At 69.9% G+C, this 17762-nt stretch carries 15 protein-coding genes; 6 read left to right on the top strand and 9 right to left on the bottom strand.

Annotation, left to right across the window (positions count from 1 at the left end; translation table 11 throughout):
- The 3 genes from AC1DU6_RS01655 to AC1DU6_RS01665 form a co-directional block, all read left to right on the top strand.
- Positions 1–677: zinc-dependent metalloprotease (locus AC1DU6_RS01655; RefSeq protein ID WP_477855929.1), on the top strand; the 677-nt coding region annotated here is incomplete at its 5' end.
- A gap of 92 nt (positions 678–769) precedes the next feature.
- Positions 770–1192 (top strand): hypothetical protein, encoded by a 423-nt coding sequence (locus AC1DU6_RS01660; RefSeq protein ID WP_056205272.1) that lies wholly within the window; start codon positions 770–772, stop codon positions 1190–1192.
- Positions 1193–1221: 29 nt separating this feature from the next.
- Positions 1222–2265 (top strand): extracellular catalytic domain type 1 short-chain-length polyhydroxyalkanoate depolymerase, encoded by a 1044-nt coding sequence (locus tag AC1DU6_RS01665; RefSeq protein WP_057296570.1) that lies wholly within the window; start codon positions 1222–1224, stop codon positions 2263–2265.
- Between the two features lie 9 nt (positions 2266–2274).
- On the opposite strand, the gene AC1DU6_RS01670 is transcribed toward AC1DU6_RS01665, so the two are convergent.
- Both AC1DU6_RS01670 and AC1DU6_RS01675 read right to left on the bottom strand, forming a co-directional pair.
- Positions 2275–3501, bottom strand: coding sequence for an MFS transporter (locus tag AC1DU6_RS01670; RefSeq protein WP_477855930.1), 1227 nt, complete (start codon positions 3499–3501; stop codon positions 2275–2277).
- Positions 3502–3515: 14 nt separating this feature from the next.
- The gene (locus tag AC1DU6_RS01675; RefSeq protein ID WP_457324161.1) at positions 3516–3893 is read right to left on the bottom strand and encodes a YciI family protein; all 378 of its coding nucleotides are present in this window, start codon (positions 3891–3893) and stop codon (positions 3516–3518) included.
- Between the two features lie 177 nt (positions 3894–4070).
- Here AC1DU6_RS01675 and AC1DU6_RS01680 point away from each other — a divergent pair, with 177 nt between their 5' ends.
- The 3 genes from AC1DU6_RS01680 (at position 4071) to AC1DU6_RS01690 (ending at position 6400) form a co-directional block, all read left to right on the top strand.
- Positions 4071–5087 (top strand): LacI family DNA-binding transcriptional regulator, encoded by a 1017-nt coding sequence (locus tag AC1DU6_RS01680; RefSeq protein ID WP_056204811.1) that lies wholly within the window; start codon positions 4071–4073, stop codon positions 5085–5087.
- Positions 5088–5191: 104 nt separating this feature from the next.
- On the top strand, positions 5192–5509 hold the full coding sequence (locus tag AC1DU6_RS01685; RefSeq protein WP_056204809.1) for a hypothetical protein: 318 nt from the start codon (positions 5192–5194) through the stop codon (positions 5507–5509).
- Between the two features lie 75 nt (positions 5510–5584).
- Complete coding sequence (locus AC1DU6_RS01690; protein WP_457324163.1) at positions 5585–6400, top strand: CPBP family intramembrane glutamic endopeptidase; 816 nt, start codon at positions 5585–5587, stop codon at positions 6398–6400.
- On the opposite strand, the gene AC1DU6_RS01695 is transcribed toward AC1DU6_RS01690, so the two are convergent.
- The 7 genes from AC1DU6_RS01695 to AC1DU6_RS01725 form a co-directional block, all read right to left on the bottom strand.
- A complete protein-coding gene (locus AC1DU6_RS01695; RefSeq protein ID WP_477855931.1) occupies positions 6388–8346 on the bottom strand; it encodes a sialate O-acetylesterase in 1959 nt (652 codons plus the stop codon). The genes AC1DU6_RS01690 and AC1DU6_RS01695 overlap by 13 nt on opposite strands.
- A gap of 15 nt (positions 8347–8361) precedes the next feature.
- The gene (locus AC1DU6_RS01700) at positions 8362–10218 is read right to left on the bottom strand and encodes a glycoside hydrolase (protein WP_477855932.1); all 1857 of its coding nucleotides are present in this window, start codon (positions 10216–10218) and stop codon (positions 8362–8364) included.
- Between the two features lie 94 nt (positions 10219–10312).
- Positions 10313–11776 (bottom strand): xylulokinase, encoded by a 1464-nt coding sequence (xylB, locus tag AC1DU6_RS01705; RefSeq protein WP_477855933.1) that lies wholly within the window; start codon positions 11774–11776, stop codon positions 10313–10315.
- A gap of 2 nt (positions 11777–11778) precedes the next feature.
- Positions 11779–13095 carry a xylose isomerase gene (gene xylA, locus AC1DU6_RS01710; RefSeq protein ID WP_477855934.1) on the bottom strand — a complete coding sequence of 439 codons (1317 nt, stop codon included), beginning with the start codon at positions 13093–13095 and terminating at the stop codon, positions 11779–11781.
- Positions 13096–13138: 43 nt separating this feature from the next.
- Entirely contained in the window at positions 13139–14692 is a 1554-nt protein-coding gene (locus tag AC1DU6_RS01715) for an MFS transporter (protein ID WP_477855935.1), read from the bottom strand.
- Between the two features lie 35 nt (positions 14693–14727).
- Positions 14728–16374 carry a glycoside hydrolase family 43 protein gene (locus AC1DU6_RS01720; RefSeq protein WP_477855936.1) on the bottom strand — a complete coding sequence of 549 codons (1647 nt, stop codon included), beginning with the start codon at positions 16372–16374 and terminating at the stop codon, positions 14728–14730.
- Positions 16375–16392: 18 nt separating this feature from the next.
- The gene (locus AC1DU6_RS01725) at positions 16393–17589 is read right to left on the bottom strand and encodes an ROK family transcriptional regulator (protein ID WP_056204789.1); all 1197 of its coding nucleotides are present in this window, start codon (positions 17587–17589) and stop codon (positions 16393–16395) included.
- Between the last annotated feature and the right edge of the window lie 173 nt (positions 17590–17762).

The following is a 17762-nucleotide window of genomic DNA, read 5'->3' on the forward strand; positions in this document are numbered from 1 at the left end:
CCATTGCCACGCCCGTGCCTCGCGCCCAGCAGGTTCGCGCGGTGAAGTTCCTGACCGGCCAACTGCTGGCCACCCCGCCATGGCTGCTGGACCCGGCCGTGACCCAGYGCCTGCGCGCGTCCGAGCCACCCGGCATGGTCAGCACCTCCCAGCGCAGCCTGCTGCGCATGATGCTGGACCCTGCCCGCACACAGCGCCTGGCAGCCCAGGAGGCGCAGTTCGGCGCCCAGGCCTACCGCCTGGACGAGCTGTTGTCCGAGCTGCGCCGCGGCGTGTTCACCGAACTCGCCAGCGGCGCTGCCATCGCCGCGCCGCGCCGCGGCCTGCAGCGCCACTATGTCGACACCCTCGCTGCGCGCCTCAATTTCACCGGCCTCAGCATTGCCGGCCTGATGGGCCTGGACGACGGCCAAGCCGTGGTGAGGGCCGAGCTGCGCGATCTCAAGGGTGTGATCAGTGCCAAGGCCACCAGCGGGGACCGCATCCAGCGTGCCCATCTGCAAGGCCTGGTGGACACCATCGACAAGGCCCTGGACCCCAGGTTCGCCCCTGCCGCCAACCCGCTGGCTTCGCTGCTGCGCGTCATCGGCTACCAGGCCGCGGATGCCTGGGAGCCCGCGGATCAATCGCAGTGCTGGCCCTGGCCTGCGCTGCTGCCCGGGCAGGACAGCGACTGATGCGGCCTGCCGCACTTGGCTCGGCCGGGCGCTTTGAAACGCTTACAAAATAAGGCTAGTGGAATCCAAGTGGATGGTTGCATGATGGCGCCATGCCTTCCACACCTTTGCTCTCGCCCAAGGCGGCCAAGCCTGTCGACGAAAAGCTCACCCTCAACATCGGCTGCGTCGACCTGGGCCAGATCGACCTGCTGGTGCAGGAGGGTTTCTATGCCAACCGCAGCGACCTGATCCGCACGGCCATTCGCAACCAGATCGCGACGCACGCAGATGTGGTGCGCCAGGTGGTCTCGCGCAAGAGCATCGTGCTGGGCATCCAGCAGTTCAGTGCCGCAGACCTGGCGGAGGTCCAGGCGGCGGGGCAGAAGCTGCAGATCCGCGTGCTGGGCCTCGCCGTCATCGCGCCCGATGTCACGCCGGAACTGGCGCTCGCCACCATCGAGTCGCTGACCGTGCTTGGCGCCCTCCACGCCAGTCCCGCCGTCAAAACGGCCCTGGTCGGGCGGCTGCTTTAAGCCGGGCCGCTCGACTCTTGAAAGTCCCCATGCATCCGCAATTCGGTCAATTGATGAAGAACGCCACCGCGCTCACGCGTGCCGGCGACCTGCAGGCCGCGATGGCGGCCATCACCGAGGCGCTGGAACGCAGCGCAGCGCCGGTTCGCCCCTCCCCACCGCTGGATGACGCCGTCATTGACGTCGAAGCGCGTGTCATTGAAGAAGGGATGCCGGCGGCCGCTCCTGAAGTCAGCGCGAACTCGCAGTTCGTCAGCGGCCACTACACCCATCGCGCTGGCGTACGCGACTACCGCCTGTTCATCCCGCCGGCCCAGGCTGACAAGCCGCGCGCGTTGGTCCTCATGCTGCATGGCTGTACGCAGAATCCCGACGACTTCGCCAAGGGCACGCGCATGAACGCGCTCGGTGCCGAATACAACGCGCTGGTGCTTTACCCGGCACAGGCGCGCCAGGCCAATGCGCAGGGCTGCTGGAACTGGTTCAAGCACAACCACCAGGGCCGCAACCGCGGCGAACCCGCCTTGTTGACCGCGATGGTTCAGCACATCGCTGCCAGCCACGGCGTCGACGCCAAACACATCTTTGTGGCCGGCCTGTCCGCCGGCGGCGCGATGGCGGCGATCCTGGCCGACACGCACCCAGACGTCTTCGCCGCGGCAGGCGTGCACTCCGGGCTCGCTGCCGGTGCGGCGCGCGACTTGCCGGGCGCACTGGCCGCGATGCAGGGCCGGAGCAGCCCCACGCCGTCGGACAAGGCCAAATCCGGCGTGCGCATGATCGTCTTCCACGGCGATGCCGATGCCACGGTCCATCCGAGCAATGCCGACCAGGTGGCGGCCACCCACGGCTGCACCGCCGTCAGCGTGGATGAACAGCAAGGTCTCCAGCGCGGCGGGCGTTTTTGCAGGCGGCGGCTGCACAAGGACGCGCAAGGCCAGGTCGTGACCGAGCAATGGCTGGTGCGGGGTGCCGGCCACGCCTGGTCGGGCGGCGATCCGTCGGGCTCCTACGCGGACGCTCGTGGGCCTGATGCCAGCGCGGAAATGATGCGTTTCTTCTTCGAGCGCTGAACGCAGCGCTCAGGCCGCCGCCGCAGCAAACGGCCGCCGTGGCAGGCGCATGAACATCAGCGCCGACAGGAAGGCGCCCATGCCCAGTGCGAATGCGCCGATGAAGAGCCAGGCGTAGCTCGAGAACGAGTCGTAGATCAGCCCGCCCAGCACCGGCCCCAGCGCCATGCCRAKGCTGCYGGCCATGGYGGTGCCGCCGATCACCGTGCCCATCATGCGCAGCGGGAAGTTCTCGCGTGCGATGACGGCGAACAGCGGCATCACGCCGGCGTAGGTGAAGCCGAACAGGGCGGCTACCGTGTAGAAGCTCTTCAGCTCGCGCGCATACAGATAGCCCAGCACCACCACCGCCTGAGCCAGCAGGGCCAGCACCAGCGTGCGCGCGGCACCGAAGCGGTCGCCCAGCAGCCCGAACACGAGACGGCCGCCCATGCCGGCCAGCCCCTCCAGGCTGTAGATCGACACGGCGGCCATCAGCGGGATGCCGCAGGTGACGGCATAGCTCACCGTGTGGAAGATCGGGCCCGAGTGCGTGGCGCAAGTCAGGAAGCTGGTGAGCACCAGGATCAGGAAGGGTGCCGAGCGCACCGCTTGGCCGACGGACATGCCGGGTTCCTGCGCCTGGCCCGGTGTAGTGGCGGCCGCCGTCAGCGCCGGTGGCCGGCGCACGAGCATCGCTGCCGGCAGCATGATGACGGCCACCAGCGCCGCGACGATCTGCAGCGTGCTGCGCCAGTCGTGGCCCTGCACCAGCCAGGCCACCAGCGGCGACATGGTCAGCGGCGCCATGCCCATACCCGCCGAGACCAACGACACAGCCAAGCTGCGCCGCGTGTCGAACCAGCCGGTGACGCAAGCCATCAGCGGCGCAAAGATCGCCGCGGCGCTGACACCGACGATGGCGCCGAAGCAGAGCTGGAAAGCCACGAGCGAGGTGGCGAGGCTGGCCAGCACGAGGCCGGCGGTGAGGAACAGGGCACCCGTCACCACCACGAGGCGCGGGCCGACGCGATCGGACAGGGCACCCCAGAACATGCTGCCGACCGCGAGTGCGACGAAGGCGACCGTCATGGCGGTGGAGATGCCCGTGGTGGACCATCCGGTGTCCAGCGCGATGGGCCGCAGTAGCACGGGCAGGGAAAACAGCGCGCCGATCGCCACGCAGCCGAGCAGGCCGCCCGCGGCGACGATGATCCAGCGGTAGTGCTCGCGCAGGGACGTTGACCAGGAGGGCATGGCCGGTCCTTTCTTCAGGAAACTGAATGGGTGCAGCCCTCTCCGGGGCCGTCGATCTGGCGCAGTTCGCACACGAGGTCCCAGCCGGTGCCGTGCAGGCGCAGGAAACGCTGGGTCAGCTCGAATGCCTCGGCACGGGAGGGCGCCTCGAAGATGGCGTAGCCGGCGATGACCTCCTTGGTCTCGGTGAAGGGGCCGTCCACCACCGAGAGCTGGCCGTCGCGGTGCAGGCGCACGCGCACGCCTTCCGAGGAGGGCCGCAGCCCGGCGGTGCTGACCAGCTGCCCCGAGCGGGTCAGCTCGTCGATCAGCTGGCCCATGTCGGCCATCAACTGCTCGGTGGGGCCTTGGCCGGTAGTTTCGTCGGCGCGGATCATCGAAAGGAATCGCATGGTCGGGTCTCCAGAGGCAGGGTGCGGCAGAAGAATTCCGCCGTCTCACCCCACGACGAACGACGGCCCGTGAAATCGACAAGCGATCTGGCCCGACCTCTGCGCTTGCTCAATTGCAGATGTTGATGCACGATTGCACACCAGTTGACAACGCTGTCATTTCTGTCTGATGGTTCGATGAAAAGTCACTCCCCCTCTTCCCATGCCGCCACCTTGCGCATGGTGGCCGACGCCTCCGGCGTGTCGACGACGACGGCCTCGCGCGTGATCAACAACGCGCCGCATGTGCGCCCCGAGAAGCGCGACGCCGTGCTCGCGGCCATCGCGCGGCTGGGCTTCGTGCCCAACACGATCGCGCGGGCGCTGGCCGATGGGCGCTCCCGCACCATCGGCATCGTCGTGCAGCACTTCGAGAGCCCCTGCTATGCCTGGACGCTGCGCGGCGTCGAGGAGGCGTTGTCCAAGGCTGGCTATGGCCTCGTCGTCGCCAGCGGGCATTGGGACCGGCGCGAGGAGGAGCGCTGCGTGCAGTCGCTGAAGGCGCGCCGCGTGGACGGCATCATCGTGCTGACCGGCACGCTGGACGACCGCTTCCTGACCGAGCTGGCCCTGGAGCTGCCGGTCGTGGCCACGGGCCGGGAACTGCGGGCACCGGGCCTGCACAGCCTGCACTCCAACGATTTCGAGGGCGCCCGCGCCGCCACGCGGCATCTGCTGCAGCGCGGCCACCGGCGCATCGCCCACATCACCGGCGACCCGACCCACCCGGATGCGCTGGAGCGCGAGCAGGGCTACCGGGCGGCGCTGGAGGAAGCCGGCATTGCGCTGGACCGGGCGCTAGTGCAGCGGGGCAACTACCAGGAAGCCAGCGGCGAGCGCGCCGCGGAAGACCTGCTGCGCCGCGGCATCGAGTTCTCGGCCCTCTTCGCCGCCAACGACCAGATGGCCACCGGCGCCGCCCAGGCGCTGTACCGGCACGGCCTGCGCATTCCCGAGGACGTCTCTGTCGTCGGCTTCGACGACGTGCTGGCCGCGGCCCATGCCTGCCCGCCGCGCACGACAGTCAACCTGTCGCCGGCCGAACTGGGCCGCCGCGCCGCCGCGGCCATGCTGGACCTGCTGGCGCATCGCCGGCCCAGGGCCGTCGCGCCCGAACCCGAGTTGGTGGTGAGGTTGTCGACGCGCTTTGTCTGAAGCCATGGCGCCTGCATGGCCAGCGGATGTAATTGGCACAGCGTCCTACAACACTGCGAACCTCAGCGTCGCATGGTGGGATCTTTCCACTCCCGGAGACCGCCATGCCCCGAGGTGACAAATCGTCGTACACCGACAAGCAGAAACGCCAGGCCGAGCACATCGAAAGCGGCTATGAACACCGCGGCGTGCCCAAGGAAGAAGCCGAGGCCCGCGCCTGGGCAACGGTGAACAAGGAGACCGGCGGCGGCAAGAAGTCGGGCTCCGGTCGCGGCCAGCCCGAGAACCACGAGCCCTCGCGCAAGGGTGGCCGCCTGGGTGGCAAGGCCGCGGCCAGCCGCACGGCGGCCGAGCGATCGGCGTCGGCCAAGAAGGGCGCCGAGACCCGCAAGCGCAACGCCGCGGCACGCACGCATCATTGAGGCCGTCATCGACGGCGGTGCCTGGCAGGCGGTCAAATGGACCGCTGGGTATCGCACGCTCCTCGACAGGCTTCAATGACCACCTTCCCGTTCCCGCCTGGAAGTCCTGCGCCGCTGGCGCCTTCAACATCGATTCGCCGGGCGCTGCTGTTCCTGTTGATCTGCGCGCCGATTTGGGCGGTGCCGAGCCTCATCGCCGTCGGGCATCCGATCGTGCTGGTCGGGGCCGCCATTGCGCTGAGCCATCTCTTCCTGCGGTACGAGGGGCGTTCTCTCGCGGTACTTGGCCTCGATGCGTCGTGGCGCCGGCTGGGGCAGCTAGGCGCCGGGTTTGCGGGCGGGGCGCTGCTCATCGTGATGATCGCGCTCGTGACGCGGCTCGTGCTGCCCATCCCCTGGGCATGGAACCCGCACTTCAGCGCGGGCATGGCGGCGTGGTCGCTGCTCTGGCTGCTGTCCGGCAACGCCGTCGAGGAGCTCGTGTTCCGCGGCTACAGCTTCGAGCGGCTCATCGCCGGATGGGGCCATTGGCAGGCGCAGCTCTTCACCGCGCTGCTGTTCGCGGTGTTCCATGTCGTCAACGGCTGGCCCTGGCAGGTGGCGCTGCTGGGCACCACGGTGGGCTCGCTGTTGTTCGGGCTGGTGTTCGTGCGCTGGTGCAGCGTTCCCGCGGCGGCGGGCGTGCACGCCGCGGTGAACTGGACGCGGGACCTGCTGCTGACAGATCCGCCGACCGTGAAGACGCTGCTGGCACCGCTCTCGCCACGGCCATGGACGGCGGGCGAGCAGCTGAGCACGATGCTGCTGATGGACGGTGCCTTCCTGCTCGTGTGCATCGCGCTTGCGATCTCGATCAGGCGCCGACGGCTCTCCGCTGCTCAGTCGGGGTAGCGCCGGCCTTGCGTCTCCAGCGCCCAGCTGTCGCTGCGCCAAGGCGCCATCGGCAGCCCGTCGCCGCCGATCAGATTGGCCTCGCTGGGGTTGTCGACCCAGGCGTAGCGCGCCGCCACCGGTGCGGCCACGGCCGGGCTGCTCAACACGATGACGTCGGTGCCCTCCAGCCGCGCCTGGGCCGGTTGCCAGCGCTGGTCGGCGCCCGCCAGCAGGAAGCCGCGCAAGGCTTCGCCGGCCCGGGCCGTGCGCAGGCCGCCGGCGGTCTGCGCAAAACGCAGCCGCAGCTCGTTGCCGTGCACCTCGGTGCCGGCCAGGCGTGGCCCCGTGGCGGGTGACGGGCGCAAGCCCAGCTCATGCATGGCCAGGGCGGCCAGGCGTTGGCCGACGCTGCGCTTGTTGCGGGGATGGATGTCGGCCGCGTCGCCGATGTCGATGGCGACCGCCATGCCGGTGTGCGGCAGGGCCAAAGCGGCGGCCTGGGCCTCGCGCAGTTCCGCCCAGCCGCCATGGCCGGGCCGGTTGTCTGCCAGCGGCAGGAAGGCGGCCAGCTGCACGTAGAGGAAGGGYAGCTCGGGGGCCTGGAACTGGGCGCGCCAGTCCTGGATCAACCGCTTGAAGCCGTCGGCGTAGGCGGCTGCGCGGCCGGTGTTGCTCTCGCCCTGGTACCAGAGCACGCCGCGCACGCTCAGGCCCTGCAGCGGTGCGATCAGGCCGTTGTGGGCCAGCGTGGGTGCGTCGTTGGCCGTGGGCCCGGTGTTGGCGCTGGCCTGCTCGACACGCGCCCGCCAGGCGCCGGCCAGCGGCAGGCTGCCGGCCGCCGTGTCCAGCCGCAAGGCCGCCGCGTCGCCGTGGAAGCCTCCGCCGCCGCCGGTGTCGGTGATGCGCACGGCGATCCAGTTGGCGCCGGCCCGCAACAGGCCCGGCGCCAGCTCGTAGCGGCGCGGCTGGTCGTAGCCGCACTGGCCGCCAACGCGCTGGCCGTTGACCCAGACCTCGTCGCAGTCGTCGACCTTGGCGAGGTGCAGCTGCGCGGCGCCGGCCGCCTGCGTGGCGCTGAGCTCGATGCGCCGGCGCATCCAGACGATGCCGTCCAGGTCGGGCAGGCCTTGCGATTCCCAGACCTGCGGCGCCTGCAGCGTCGGCCAGGCGGTGTCGATGTCGGCGGCGGCCGACCATCCGCTGGCATCCACGCCCTGCCAGGGCAGGCCCGGCTGCCAGGCCGCGACCGCGGCCTCGATGCGCTCACGGCGCGCGCGGGCGAAGGCTTTCTCGTCGGCCGGCAGGGCCTTGACTGCCGGCGCCAGGTCCGGGTCGCGCAGGGCCGCTTCGCGGCGCACCCAGGTCTCGAGATGGGAGCCGCCCCAGGCGGTGTTGATGAGACCGATGGGCACGCCCTGCACCGCCTGCATCTGGCGCGCAAAGTGGTAGCCGACGGCGCTGAACTCGCCCACGGCGCCGGGCTGGGCCACCTGCCAGGCGGCGGGCGCGATGTCGGCTTGCGGCTGCAGGCTGGCGCGCAACGGCACGCGCAACTGGCGCAGCTGCGGGTTCTGCGGCGACGCGACCTCCTGCGGCCCGGTGTCGGTGGTCGCCAGCGGCCACTCCATGTTGGACTGGCCGGACAGCAGCCAGACATCGCCGATCAGCACGTCGCGCAGCTCCACCGTCTGGTCGCCCTGCACGCGCAGGCGGTGCGGGCCGCCGGCGGGCAGGGGAGGCAGCTGCACACGCCAACGGCCGTCGGCGGCGACTTGCGTGCGGGCCTGGTGCCCGGCCAACTCGACGGTCAGCGTCTGGCCGGGCGTGGCCTGGCCCCACAGGCGCAGCGGGCGCTCGCGCTGCAGCACCATGTGCTCGCCGAACACGGGGGCCAGGCGCACCTCGGCCTGAGCGGTGGCGGCCAGTACGGCCAGCAGGGCAGGCAGCAGGACAGTCTTCTTCATCGGGGTGTCTCGTTCTTAGGGGGTGACCAGGGTGGTGAGGCTTTTGGCCGGCAGCGTCAGGCTCAGGCGCCCGGCCGTGGCGGACAAGGCCGCCTGCCGCTCGAAACGGGCGGTGGCGGTCGTGACATAGGGCGTCCAGCTGCTGTCCGCGCGGCCGGCCAAGGCCAGGTCCAGGGTTTGCGGCTGGCTGCCGTCGTTGATCAGCACCAGTACGGCGCGCGGGCTGGCGGCGCCGGCCGGCGAGGCGTAGGCCGACAGCCTCACGCCCGGCAGCGGCTGGGCGGTGGCCTCGACGCGCTGCAGCCCGGGGCGGATGAAGTAGGCGTAGTGCTTGAGCCCCAGGCCAAAGTGGTTGGGCCGGTTGGCGGCGTCGATGAGGCCGGTGGGCTGGGCGTCGTTGGCGTTCACCAGCCACCAGTGCACGTAGGCGTTGTACTGGCCGAGGGTGAAGCCCTCGTGCACCTCGCGCGCGATGGCCAGGGCGTCGTCGATGCCGGTGGCCCAGGCCGTGGCCGTGCCGGACTTGTTGACCGAATCCAGGAAGTGCTCGGTCATCCACACGGGAYGGCCCTGTGCGCCCTCGGCCGCCTGCGGCACGCCGCCGTAGAGATGGCCGCCGAGGACGCCGATGCGCGCGGCCACGGCGGGGTCGGCCAGCAGAGCCTCGGTGGTGGCGGGGGAAAAGTTCAGCGACTCGGGCGCCATCAGCAGCGTCTTCGTGCCGGCCACGGCCGCCGCGCCGTGGTTGGCGATCCAGGCCTTGAGCTCGTCGGCATTCCACAGGCAGGACTCGTAGTCGGCCGGGTCCCAGTCGGGCTCGTTCTGCGGCGAGACCGCGTAGAGGCTGACGCCGCGGCTCGTGGCGTAGCGCAGGTAGGCGTTCAGGTACTCGGCATAGGCGGCGTAGGCGGCCGGGTCCAGCCGCCCGCTCCACAGCGGGTCGCGCCGCTCGGGATTGGCGAGCTTCATCGAGGCGGGCGGCGTCCAGGCGGATGCGAACACCAGGGCTCCGCGCGCCTGGGCAGCGACGGCATTGCCCATCTCGGCGCTCCAGGCGCCGGTGTCGGCGGTCCGGGCGGTGGCGTCCCAGGCCGCGGGGGCGATGCGCAGGCGCAGGATGCTCAGGCCGAGGGCGTCATCGCCCTGGGTGCCGAACAGCACGTCCGCGCGGGCGGCGGCCATGGGCGTGTAGTACCAGGCCGCCGAGCCGCCGAAGCCCTGGATGGTCTGGCGCGCCGCGCCGAAGTCAACGCTCGCGGTGGCTGCCGCGGGCTTGACGCTCAGCAGGGTCTGCACCCAGCCGGGCTCGTAGTGGGCCGTGTCCTGCGGCAAGAAGCGGGCGCGCAGCACAGTGCTGCCCGGTGTGGCGCTGGCCTGGCTCAGCGGCCGGCCGTCCAGCAGGCTGAACGAGGCCGGGTCGGCCGTGCCTTGCACGCCGTAGAGGGCGCGGGGTGCAGTGCCCAGGGCAGCGGCCGTCACGGCGGCGCCCTGCACGACGACGGCCCCGGGTGCATCCCAGCGCAGCGCCGGTCGGGCCTTGTCGACCCGCAGCGGGCGGCTGAGCGTGACGCTGCGGTAGCGGGTCGCGTCCTGGGGCGTGAAGACCAGGCTAAGCGTCTGGCTGCCCACCTCGGGCCGGCTGCCGGTGGCCGGCGTGTAGGCATAGCTGCCCGCCACGCTGGCCTTGGCATTGAGCTGGGCGGCGCTGAGCGTGGTGCCCCAGGTGATGGCGGCTGGTTCGGGCCAGATCAGCTCGGGCGTCAGCAGGGCCGGCGTGCTGGCCGGGGGCTGTTCGGCGGCACCGCCCCCACCGCCGCCGCATCCGGCGAGCAAGGCGAGGAGCAGGGCGGCGAAGGCGGTGGTGGGGCGCATGCGCAGGACTTGGTGCTGATGAGAGCAGATCAGTTGTCTGAGCGCTTCAGTGTCGGCGATGCATGGCGCGAAGCCGCCCGCCTGGCAGTGACGCTCAGCTGAACTCGGTCCGCAGCGCGCCATACAGGCGCTGGAAGCGCTCAAAACGCGGGTGCAGTTCGGCGGCCAGCGCGGCATCGGGCTCGGCCACGCGGGCGATCTCGGGCGTGCGGCAGACCTCGTCGACGCTGCCGCCACAGGCCAGCCAAGCCAGGCGCGCCGCACCGAGCGCGCCGCCGGCTTCGGCACCCACGCCATTGACGAGGCGGATGTTCAGCAGCGAGGCGAGCAACTTCGCCCACCACTCGCTGCGCGCGCCGCCGCCCACCAGCCACAGCGACTCGGCCTTGCCGCCGCCGGCCTGCAAGGCCTGCCAGCCGTCCAGCAGGCCAAAGCCCACGCCTTCGAGCACCGCGTAGCCGAGGGCCGCGGCATCGTGCTCATGCGCGAGGCCGAAGAACACGCCCTGCGCATTCGCGTTGTTGTGCGGTGTGCGTTCGCCGCTCAGGTACGGCAGGAAGAGGGGCGCGCGTTCACGCTGGGCCGGTGTGAGCTGGGCGACCTTGGCGATCAGTTCGGCCTCGCTCGATTCCTTGAGCAGCAGCGTCACCCAGCGCAGCGCACTCGCCGCGCTGAGCATGACGCTCATCTGGTGCCAGGTGTTCGGCAGCGCATGGCAGAAAGCATGCACTGCACGCGCCGGGTTGGGGCTGAAGGCCTCGTTGCACAGGAAGATGACGCCCGAGGTGCCGAGAGACAGAAAGCCCTGGCCTGGCTTGACGACGCCCATGCCGACGGCGCTGGCCGCGTTGTCGCCACCACCGCCCGCAATCGGGATGCCCGCGCGCAGGCCCCAGCGTTCGGCCAACTCGTGCTTCAAGCCAGCGCTCGGGTCGCTGCCTTCCACCAGCCGCGGCATGTGGCTCTCGTTCAGCCCCGTCAGCGCCAGCGCCTCGGGCGACCAGCGGCGGCGAGCGACGTCCAGCCACAGCGTGCCGGCGGCGTCACTCATCTCGCTCACAAAGGAGCCGCTCAAGCAAAGGCGCAACCAGTCCTTGGGCAGCAGCACCTTGGCCACGCGGGCGAACAGCTCGGGTTCGTGCTGGCGCATCCAGGCGAGCTTCGGCGCCGTGAAGCCCGGCATCGCCAGGTTGCCGGTGATGGCCGGCAGCTCGGGGCAGGCGGCCATCATCTCGGCGCATTGCGCGGCGCTGCGGCCGTCGTTCCACAGGATGGCCGGCCGCAGCACGCGGTCGGCGTCGTCCAGCGTGACGGCCCCATGCATCTGTCCCGACAGGCCGATGCCGCGCACCCTTGCGAGGGCGGATGCGTGGCTCTGGCCGAGTTGCGCCATGCCTTGATCGAGCGCGGCCCACCAGGCAGCGGGGTCCTGCTCGCTCCACAGCGGCTGCGGACGCTGCACGGTCAGCGCGACGCCGGTGGTCGCGACGATGTGGTGCTGCTCGTCCAGCAGCAGCAGTTTCAGCTCGGAGGTGCCGAGGTCGATGCCGAGAAACATGCTTAAACGAAAGCGTTGACGACGTTCTCCAGGCGCTCCTGGCGGCCTGAGCGAGCGACCGGCGAGATGCCTTGCGCGTGAACTACGGCAGCGAGCTCGTCAAGGCTGGCGCCCGCCTGGATCTTCTGGCCCAGCTCGCCGTTCCAGCCCGCATAGCGATCGCCCACGGCCTTCTCCAGCTGACCGCTCTCGTACAGCGCCGCCGCGCTCAGGAAGGCGCGGGCCATGGTGTCCATGCCGCCGATATGGCCTTCGAGCTGGTCAGTCGGGTCGATGGACTGGCGGCGCACCTTGGCGTCGAAGTTGGTGCCGCCGGTCGTGAAGCCGCCCGCGCGGATGATCTCCAGCATGGCCGGCACCAGAGCCGCGTGGTTGTTGGGGAACTGGTCGGTGTCCCAGCCCAGCTGCTCGTCGCCGCGGTTGGCGTCGATGGAGCCGAAGATGCCCAGGGCGCAGGCAGTGGCGACTTCATGCTCGAAGCTGTGACCGGCCAGCGTGGCGTGGTTCACCTCCAGATTGACCTTGACCTCGTTCTCCAGGCCATAGGTCTTCAGGAAGCCGTAGACCGTGGCGCTGTCGTAGTCGTATTGGTGCTTGGTCGGCTCCTGCGGCTTGGGCTCGATGAGGATGGCGCCCTTGAAGCCGATCTTGTGCTTGTGCTCGACGACGGCGCTGAGGAAGCGGCCGTACTGGGCCAGCTCGCGCTTGAGGTCGGTGTTCAGCAGGGTCTCGTAGCCCTCGCGGCCACCCCACAGCACGTAGTTCTGGCCGCCCAGGCGGTTCGTCCACTCCAGCACATGCTTCACTTGCGCGGCGGCATAGGCGAAGACCTCGGGGTCGGGGTTGGTGGCTGCGCCGCTCATGAAACGCGGGTTGGAGAACAGGTTGGCCGTGCCCCAGAGCAGGCCGATCTTCTGGTCCTGCATCTTCTTGGCCGCGGCTTCGAGCAGGCCGTCGAGGATGCGGTTGGATTCGGCCAGCGTCGCGCCTTCGGGGGCCACGTCGCGGTCATGGAAGCACCAGTAAGGCAGGCCCAGCTTGCTGAAGAGGTCGAAGGCGGCGTCGAGCTTGAGCTTGGCGGCCGTGACGGCGTCAGCCTCGGCGAACCAGTTGCGCTGGTGGGCGGTGGCGCCCAGGCCGAAGATGTCCTCGCCCTTCCAGCAGAAGTTGTGCCAGTAGCAGACGGCCGGGCGCAGGTGCTCGGCCAGCGTCTTGCCCATCACGACGCGCTTGGCGTCATACCAGTGGTAAGCCAGCGGGTTGGTGGATTGCGGGCCTTCGTACTGGACGGTAGGGAGGTCGGAATAGGCGGTGCTCATGGCGGGTCCTTACTGCGGAATCAGGGAAGGGTGGTGAAAGAGGTCAGGCGGTGGCCGGCACGGCATTGGCCGGGCCGTCGTCATCAGGGCCGGCGCCGGCCTTCTGGCGGCGCTGGGCCAGCTCGTCGGCCATCGTCAGCGTGGTCTGCTTGGTCAGCTTGTTGGCGAGCATGCAGACTGTGCAGGCCGCAAACAGCAGGCCGACAAAGATGCTGGACATGAATCGGTAGCCCTCAATGGCTTTGGGCGCCGCAGCCTGCTGGGTGTCGTAGCCGAAGAAGCCGGCCAGGATCCACAGCAGGGCCGCCGAACCGATGGCCAGGCCTGCCTTCAGCGAGAAGCCGATGGTGGCGAAGACCATGCCGGTGAAGCGCCGGCCGGTCTGCCACTCTGAGTAGTCCGCCGCGTCGGCATACATGGCCCACATGACGGCGCAGGTCGGCGCATAGACGACGGAGCCCAGGAAGGCCAGGCCCACCATGCCCCAGGTAGCGGTGGGCGGCAGCAGGTAGAGGGCGGAGGCAGTCAGCGTCGACAGCGCGAAGCAGGTGATGGCGACCGTGCGTTTGCCGAAGCGCGCGGACAGGCCCACCGACAGCATGATGACGACGATGGTGGTGCCTGTGCCCACCATGTTGACGATGCTGTTGAACACGTCGGCCGCGTTGGAGCTGGCCAGTTGGTCGCGCGTGCCGTGCACGATGTAGCCCAGGCTGTCGGCCAGGCTGCCGGTGCCTGCCGCGTCGGGCGTCGTCAGGCCCAGGGCTGCAACGAAGTCGAACATGGCGGCCTTGTCGGCGTAGTGGTGGTAGTAGTTGTAGTGGGCGCCGCCGCGCAGCGCCAGCAGCGCAAAGTGGAAGAGCGTGTAGGCCACCAGCGCGATCCACGGGCCGTTCTTCAGCAGGTCGCTGAAATCCTGCCTGGGCGAGGACTTGGCCTGCGCGATGGGCTTGATGCGCTCCTTGGTCGTGAAGAAGGTGACCATGAAGAGCAGCAGGCAGGCCGCGGCCCAGATCGTCATCGTGACCTGCCAGCCGTGGGCGCGGTCGGCGCCTTGCGCGAACTTGGCCACCAGCGGCAGCGTGAAGCCGCCGACGACGAACTGCGCGACGTTGACCGACACGAAGCGGTAGGAGTTGAGCTTGGTGCGCTCGTTCAGGTCCGCCGTCATGACGCCGCCCAGGGCCGAGTAGGGCATGTTGTTCATCGAGTACAGCGTCATCAGCAGCGTGTTGGTGATGCCGGCGTAGGCCACCACCATGCCGGTGCTCCAGCCCCAGGCCGGGTCCGGCGACGTGTAGGCCAGCACCATGACGACGGCCCAGGGCACCGAGGTCCACAGCACCCAGGGGCGGAACTTGCCCCAGCGGGTCTCGGTGCGGTCGGCCAGCACGCCCATGACGGGGTCGAAGATGGCATCCCACAGCCGCGGCYACAGCAGGATGGCGGCCGCCGTGCTCGCGCTCAACCCGAACACGTCGGTGTAGAAGTTGAGCTGGAACAGGATCATGGACATGAAGACCAGGTTCGCAGCCGCGTCGCCGCAGCTGTAACCGGCCTTCTCCATGAAGGACAAGGGCTGGTGGGTGGTGGCCATGGGGTGTCTCGTGTCGTTTTAAGAGAGGCGCGGTCTCAGGGCCGTGCTTCGTAAGAAAGGTAGTCGAAGTCCGCGGCAAGGCGCTGGCCCGACAGGTCCTGACAGGCAATGCCGATGAAGTTGCCGGTGAAGCCGAAGCTGCGYGCGTAGCCGTCGACGAAGCGCGTCACGGCTTCGTCGCTGAGCATGGCGGTGTCGAGCGCCGGGCCGACGTCCTGCCAGGCGCCGCCCGCTTGCGCGAACTGGAACTGGTAGCGGTCGTGGCGGAACTCGACGGCCAGGTCGACCGGGCCCTCCGCCAGCACGACCGGCGTGGCCGGCTCGCTCAGCGCCGAGTCGCGGTTGACGGTCAGGCGCAGCACGCGCCGGCCGGAATCGACATCGCGGCTGACGTGCAGATAAGCGTGGTTGCCTGTGTTGTAGTAGGCCACCAGGCCGGCCATCTGCTGGAACAGCTCGGGCGCGAATTCCAGGCGCGTCTCGATGCGGCAGTTGAAATGCTGCTGGCGGCGCGCGACCAGGCTCTGGTCGAACAGGCTCATCAGCGATTCGCGGCCCTTCAGGCGCAGCCAGCCGGGGCGCTCGGTCAGCGAGATCCAGCTTTCGTCAAAGGGCACGCGCAGCGAGTTCAGGTGGTGGTTGAGCGTGACGCCGTCGAAATCGTCGCGCGCCGGCTCGGCCGGGAAGACATGCTCGGGAAGGCCCGGCCCGGCCACCTGCAAGTGCGGCGCATTGCCGCCGCCTTCGATCTCCGGCCAGTCGTCATCGCGCCAGTGGATGCGCTGGATGCCGGTCTCGCGGCCCAGCGGGCAGTGCAGGCCGACGTACTCGCCGTTCTGCCTGTCCGCGTTGGGACCACTCCATTCCAGCGGGCGACCACAGAGGTGGGCGAGGTACCAATCGCCATGGGCCGTCTGCACGAGGCTGGCGTGGCCGCTGCGCTGCAGGCCGTCGGTGCGCTGCTGCCAGGCCGTCAGCAGCGGGTTGCCAGGCAGCGTCTCGTAGGGGCCGTCGATGTTGCGTGAGCGCGCCAGCGTGACGGCATGCTCGTAGAAGGTGCCGCCCTCGGCCGTCAGCAGGTAGTACCAGCCGTTGCGGCGGTAGAGGTGGGGCCCTTCGACCACGCCCAGCGGCGTGCCGGCATAGATGTTCTTCACCGGGCCGATCAGGCGCCTGGCTTCGTGGTCGTACTCCTGCAGCAGGATGCCGTTGAAGTGGTGCTTGCCGGGCTGGTGGATCCATTGCTGGTTCAGCAGCCACTGGCGGCCATCGTCGTCATGGAAGAGGCTGGGGTCGAAGCCGGAGCTGTTCAGGTAGATGGGCTCGCTCCACGGGCCGTCGATGCTGGGCGCGGTGATCAGGTAGTTGTGGGTGTCCTTGAATGCGCCGAAGGTGGAGCGCACGTCGGTGTAGATGAGCCAGAACTGGCCACCCGAGTAACTCAGGCAGGGCGCCCAGACGCCAGCCGAGTCGGGGTGGCCGAGCAGGTCGAGCTGGCTCTTGCGCGTGACGGCGTAGCTGTGGTGGCGCCAGTTTTGCAGGTCGCGCGAATGGTGGATGCGCACCCCGGGCCACCACTCGAAGGTGGAGGTGGCGATGTAGTAGTCGTCACCGCCATCACTTGGAACGCGGCAGATCGAGGGGTCGGCGTGAAAGCCCGGCAGGATGGGGTTGGTGATCATGTGTCGGTGCAGAGAGAGTCAGGCGGCCGCAGCCAGGCGGCTGGCGGCGATCAGGGGGCGGGTGAGACGGTAGCGGGCCAGGGCCGCGGCACCGACGGCGACGGCATCGACGCCGAAGCGCGACAGGGTGACCAGGGGCGGCGCCACGCCGGCGGCGCTGGCATAGGCTTCCAGCGTGCGGAAGGCGTGCTCGAGAAAGGGGGCGCCGATCTCGACGGCGGGGCCGCCGAGCACGATGCGGCCGGGGTCGTAGGCGGCGCAGAGATTACCCAGCAGCATGCCCAGATAGCTGCCGGCGCGGGCGACGGCTTCGATGCTGTCGGGCTGCCTGGCGCTCAGCCGGCGCTGGATCCCGGCCAGGCCACCGCCTTCTTCGCCGGCGGGCAGCATGGTCCGAAAGCCGATCATGGCTTCGGCGCAGCCGCGGCGGCCGCAGCTGCAGCGCGGGCCGTCGATCTCCAGCGTCGTGTGGCCGACCTCCCCAGCCAGGCCGTGAGCGCCGGTCAGCAGCCGGTCCTCGACGACGATGCCGGCGCCCACGCCCAGGCCCAGGCTCAGGTAGATCAGCGGGTCGCGACCGTCGGCGCCGAACTCCAGCTCGCCCAGGGCCGCAGCATCGGCGTCGTTCTGCACGAACAGCGGCACGCCTTGCAGCGGCGTGTTGCGCAGATGCTCGACCAGCAGCCGGCCGACGGGCAGGTCGCGCCAGCCGAGGTTGTGGGCGAAATGCAGATGGCCGCGTTGCTCGTCCACGCCGCCGGGCAGCCCGATGCCGATGCCGATGACCCGCTGAGCCGGCGTGTCCAGGCGCGCGTACACCTGCGTCAGCAGCCGGGCGGCGCGCATCAGCGCGAGAGGGGCGTCCCGTCCGGCGTCCAGCGGCGCGCGCGCACGGGCCAGCACGTCGCCGGTCAGCGAGGTGGCGACGACCTGCACGCCCTCCACGCCCAGCTCGGCGCCCAGCAGCACCAGCCGTCCGGGGTCGACGAAGAGGGGCGTCGGCCGGCGGCCCAGCTCGCCGGTCGCGACGACCTCGCGCTCCAGCAGCCAGCCCTCGTGGATCAGCTCCTTCACCAGCCCGCTGACGGTGGATTTGGTCAGCTGCAGCGACTCGGCCAGCGCCGCACGCGACTGCCCGGGCCACGCGCTCAGCTGCCGCACGACGGCCATGCGGTTGAGGTCTTTGAGCAGGTGCTGATCGGCGGTGAACTGCATGCGGGCCCTAGATGGTTTACAGCCCGTCGGCCGCGAAGGGCCGCTGCAGGGTGGGGACGTAGTTGACGGTGGGCGCTACAAAAGGCCGCGCGCGCATAGCCCAGCGCTGCCGGCCCGGCGGCGTGGCGACAGCCCCGACCATCACGCGGCTTTCGGCGCATCTCCCCGAAGCG

Source organism: Roseateles sp. P5_B10, from assembly GCF_056400485.1.

Excerpts from the sequence above, each read along its gene's own strand:
- AC1DU6_RS01660 (WP_056205272.1), top strand. The coding sequence starts at position 770 with ATGCCTTCCACACCTTTGCTCTCGCCCAAGGCGGCCAAGCCTGTCGAC.
- AC1DU6_RS01680 (WP_056204811.1), top strand. The coding sequence starts at position 4,071 with ATGAAAAGTCACTCCCCCTCTTCCCATGCCGCCACCTTGCGCATGGTG.
- AC1DU6_RS01665 (WP_057296570.1), top strand. The coding sequence starts at position 1,222 with ATGCATCCGCAATTCGGTCAATTGATGAAGAACGCCACCGCGCTCACG.
- AC1DU6_RS01725 (WP_056204789.1), bottom strand. The coding sequence starts at position 17,589 with ATGCAGTTCACCGCCGATCAGCACCTGCTCAAAGACCTCAACCGCATG.
- AC1DU6_RS01690 (WP_457324163.1), top strand. The coding sequence starts at position 5,585 with ATGACCACCTTCCCGTTCCCGCCTGGAAGTCCTGCGCCGCTGGCGCCT.
- AC1DU6_RS01685 (WP_056204809.1), top strand. The coding sequence starts at position 5,192 with ATGCCCCGAGGTGACAAATCGTCGTACACCGACAAGCAGAAACGCCAG.
- xylA (WP_477855934.1), bottom strand. The coding sequence starts at position 13,095 with ATGAGCACCGCCTATTCCGACCTCCCTACCGTCCAGTACGAAGGCCCG.
- xylB (WP_477855933.1), bottom strand. The coding sequence starts at position 11,776 with ATGTTTCTCGGCATCGACCTCGGCACCTCCGAGCTGAAACTGCTGCTG.
- AC1DU6_RS01675 (WP_457324161.1), bottom strand. The coding sequence starts at position 3,893 with ATGCGATTCCTTTCGATGATCCGCGCCGACGAAACTACCGGCCAAGGC.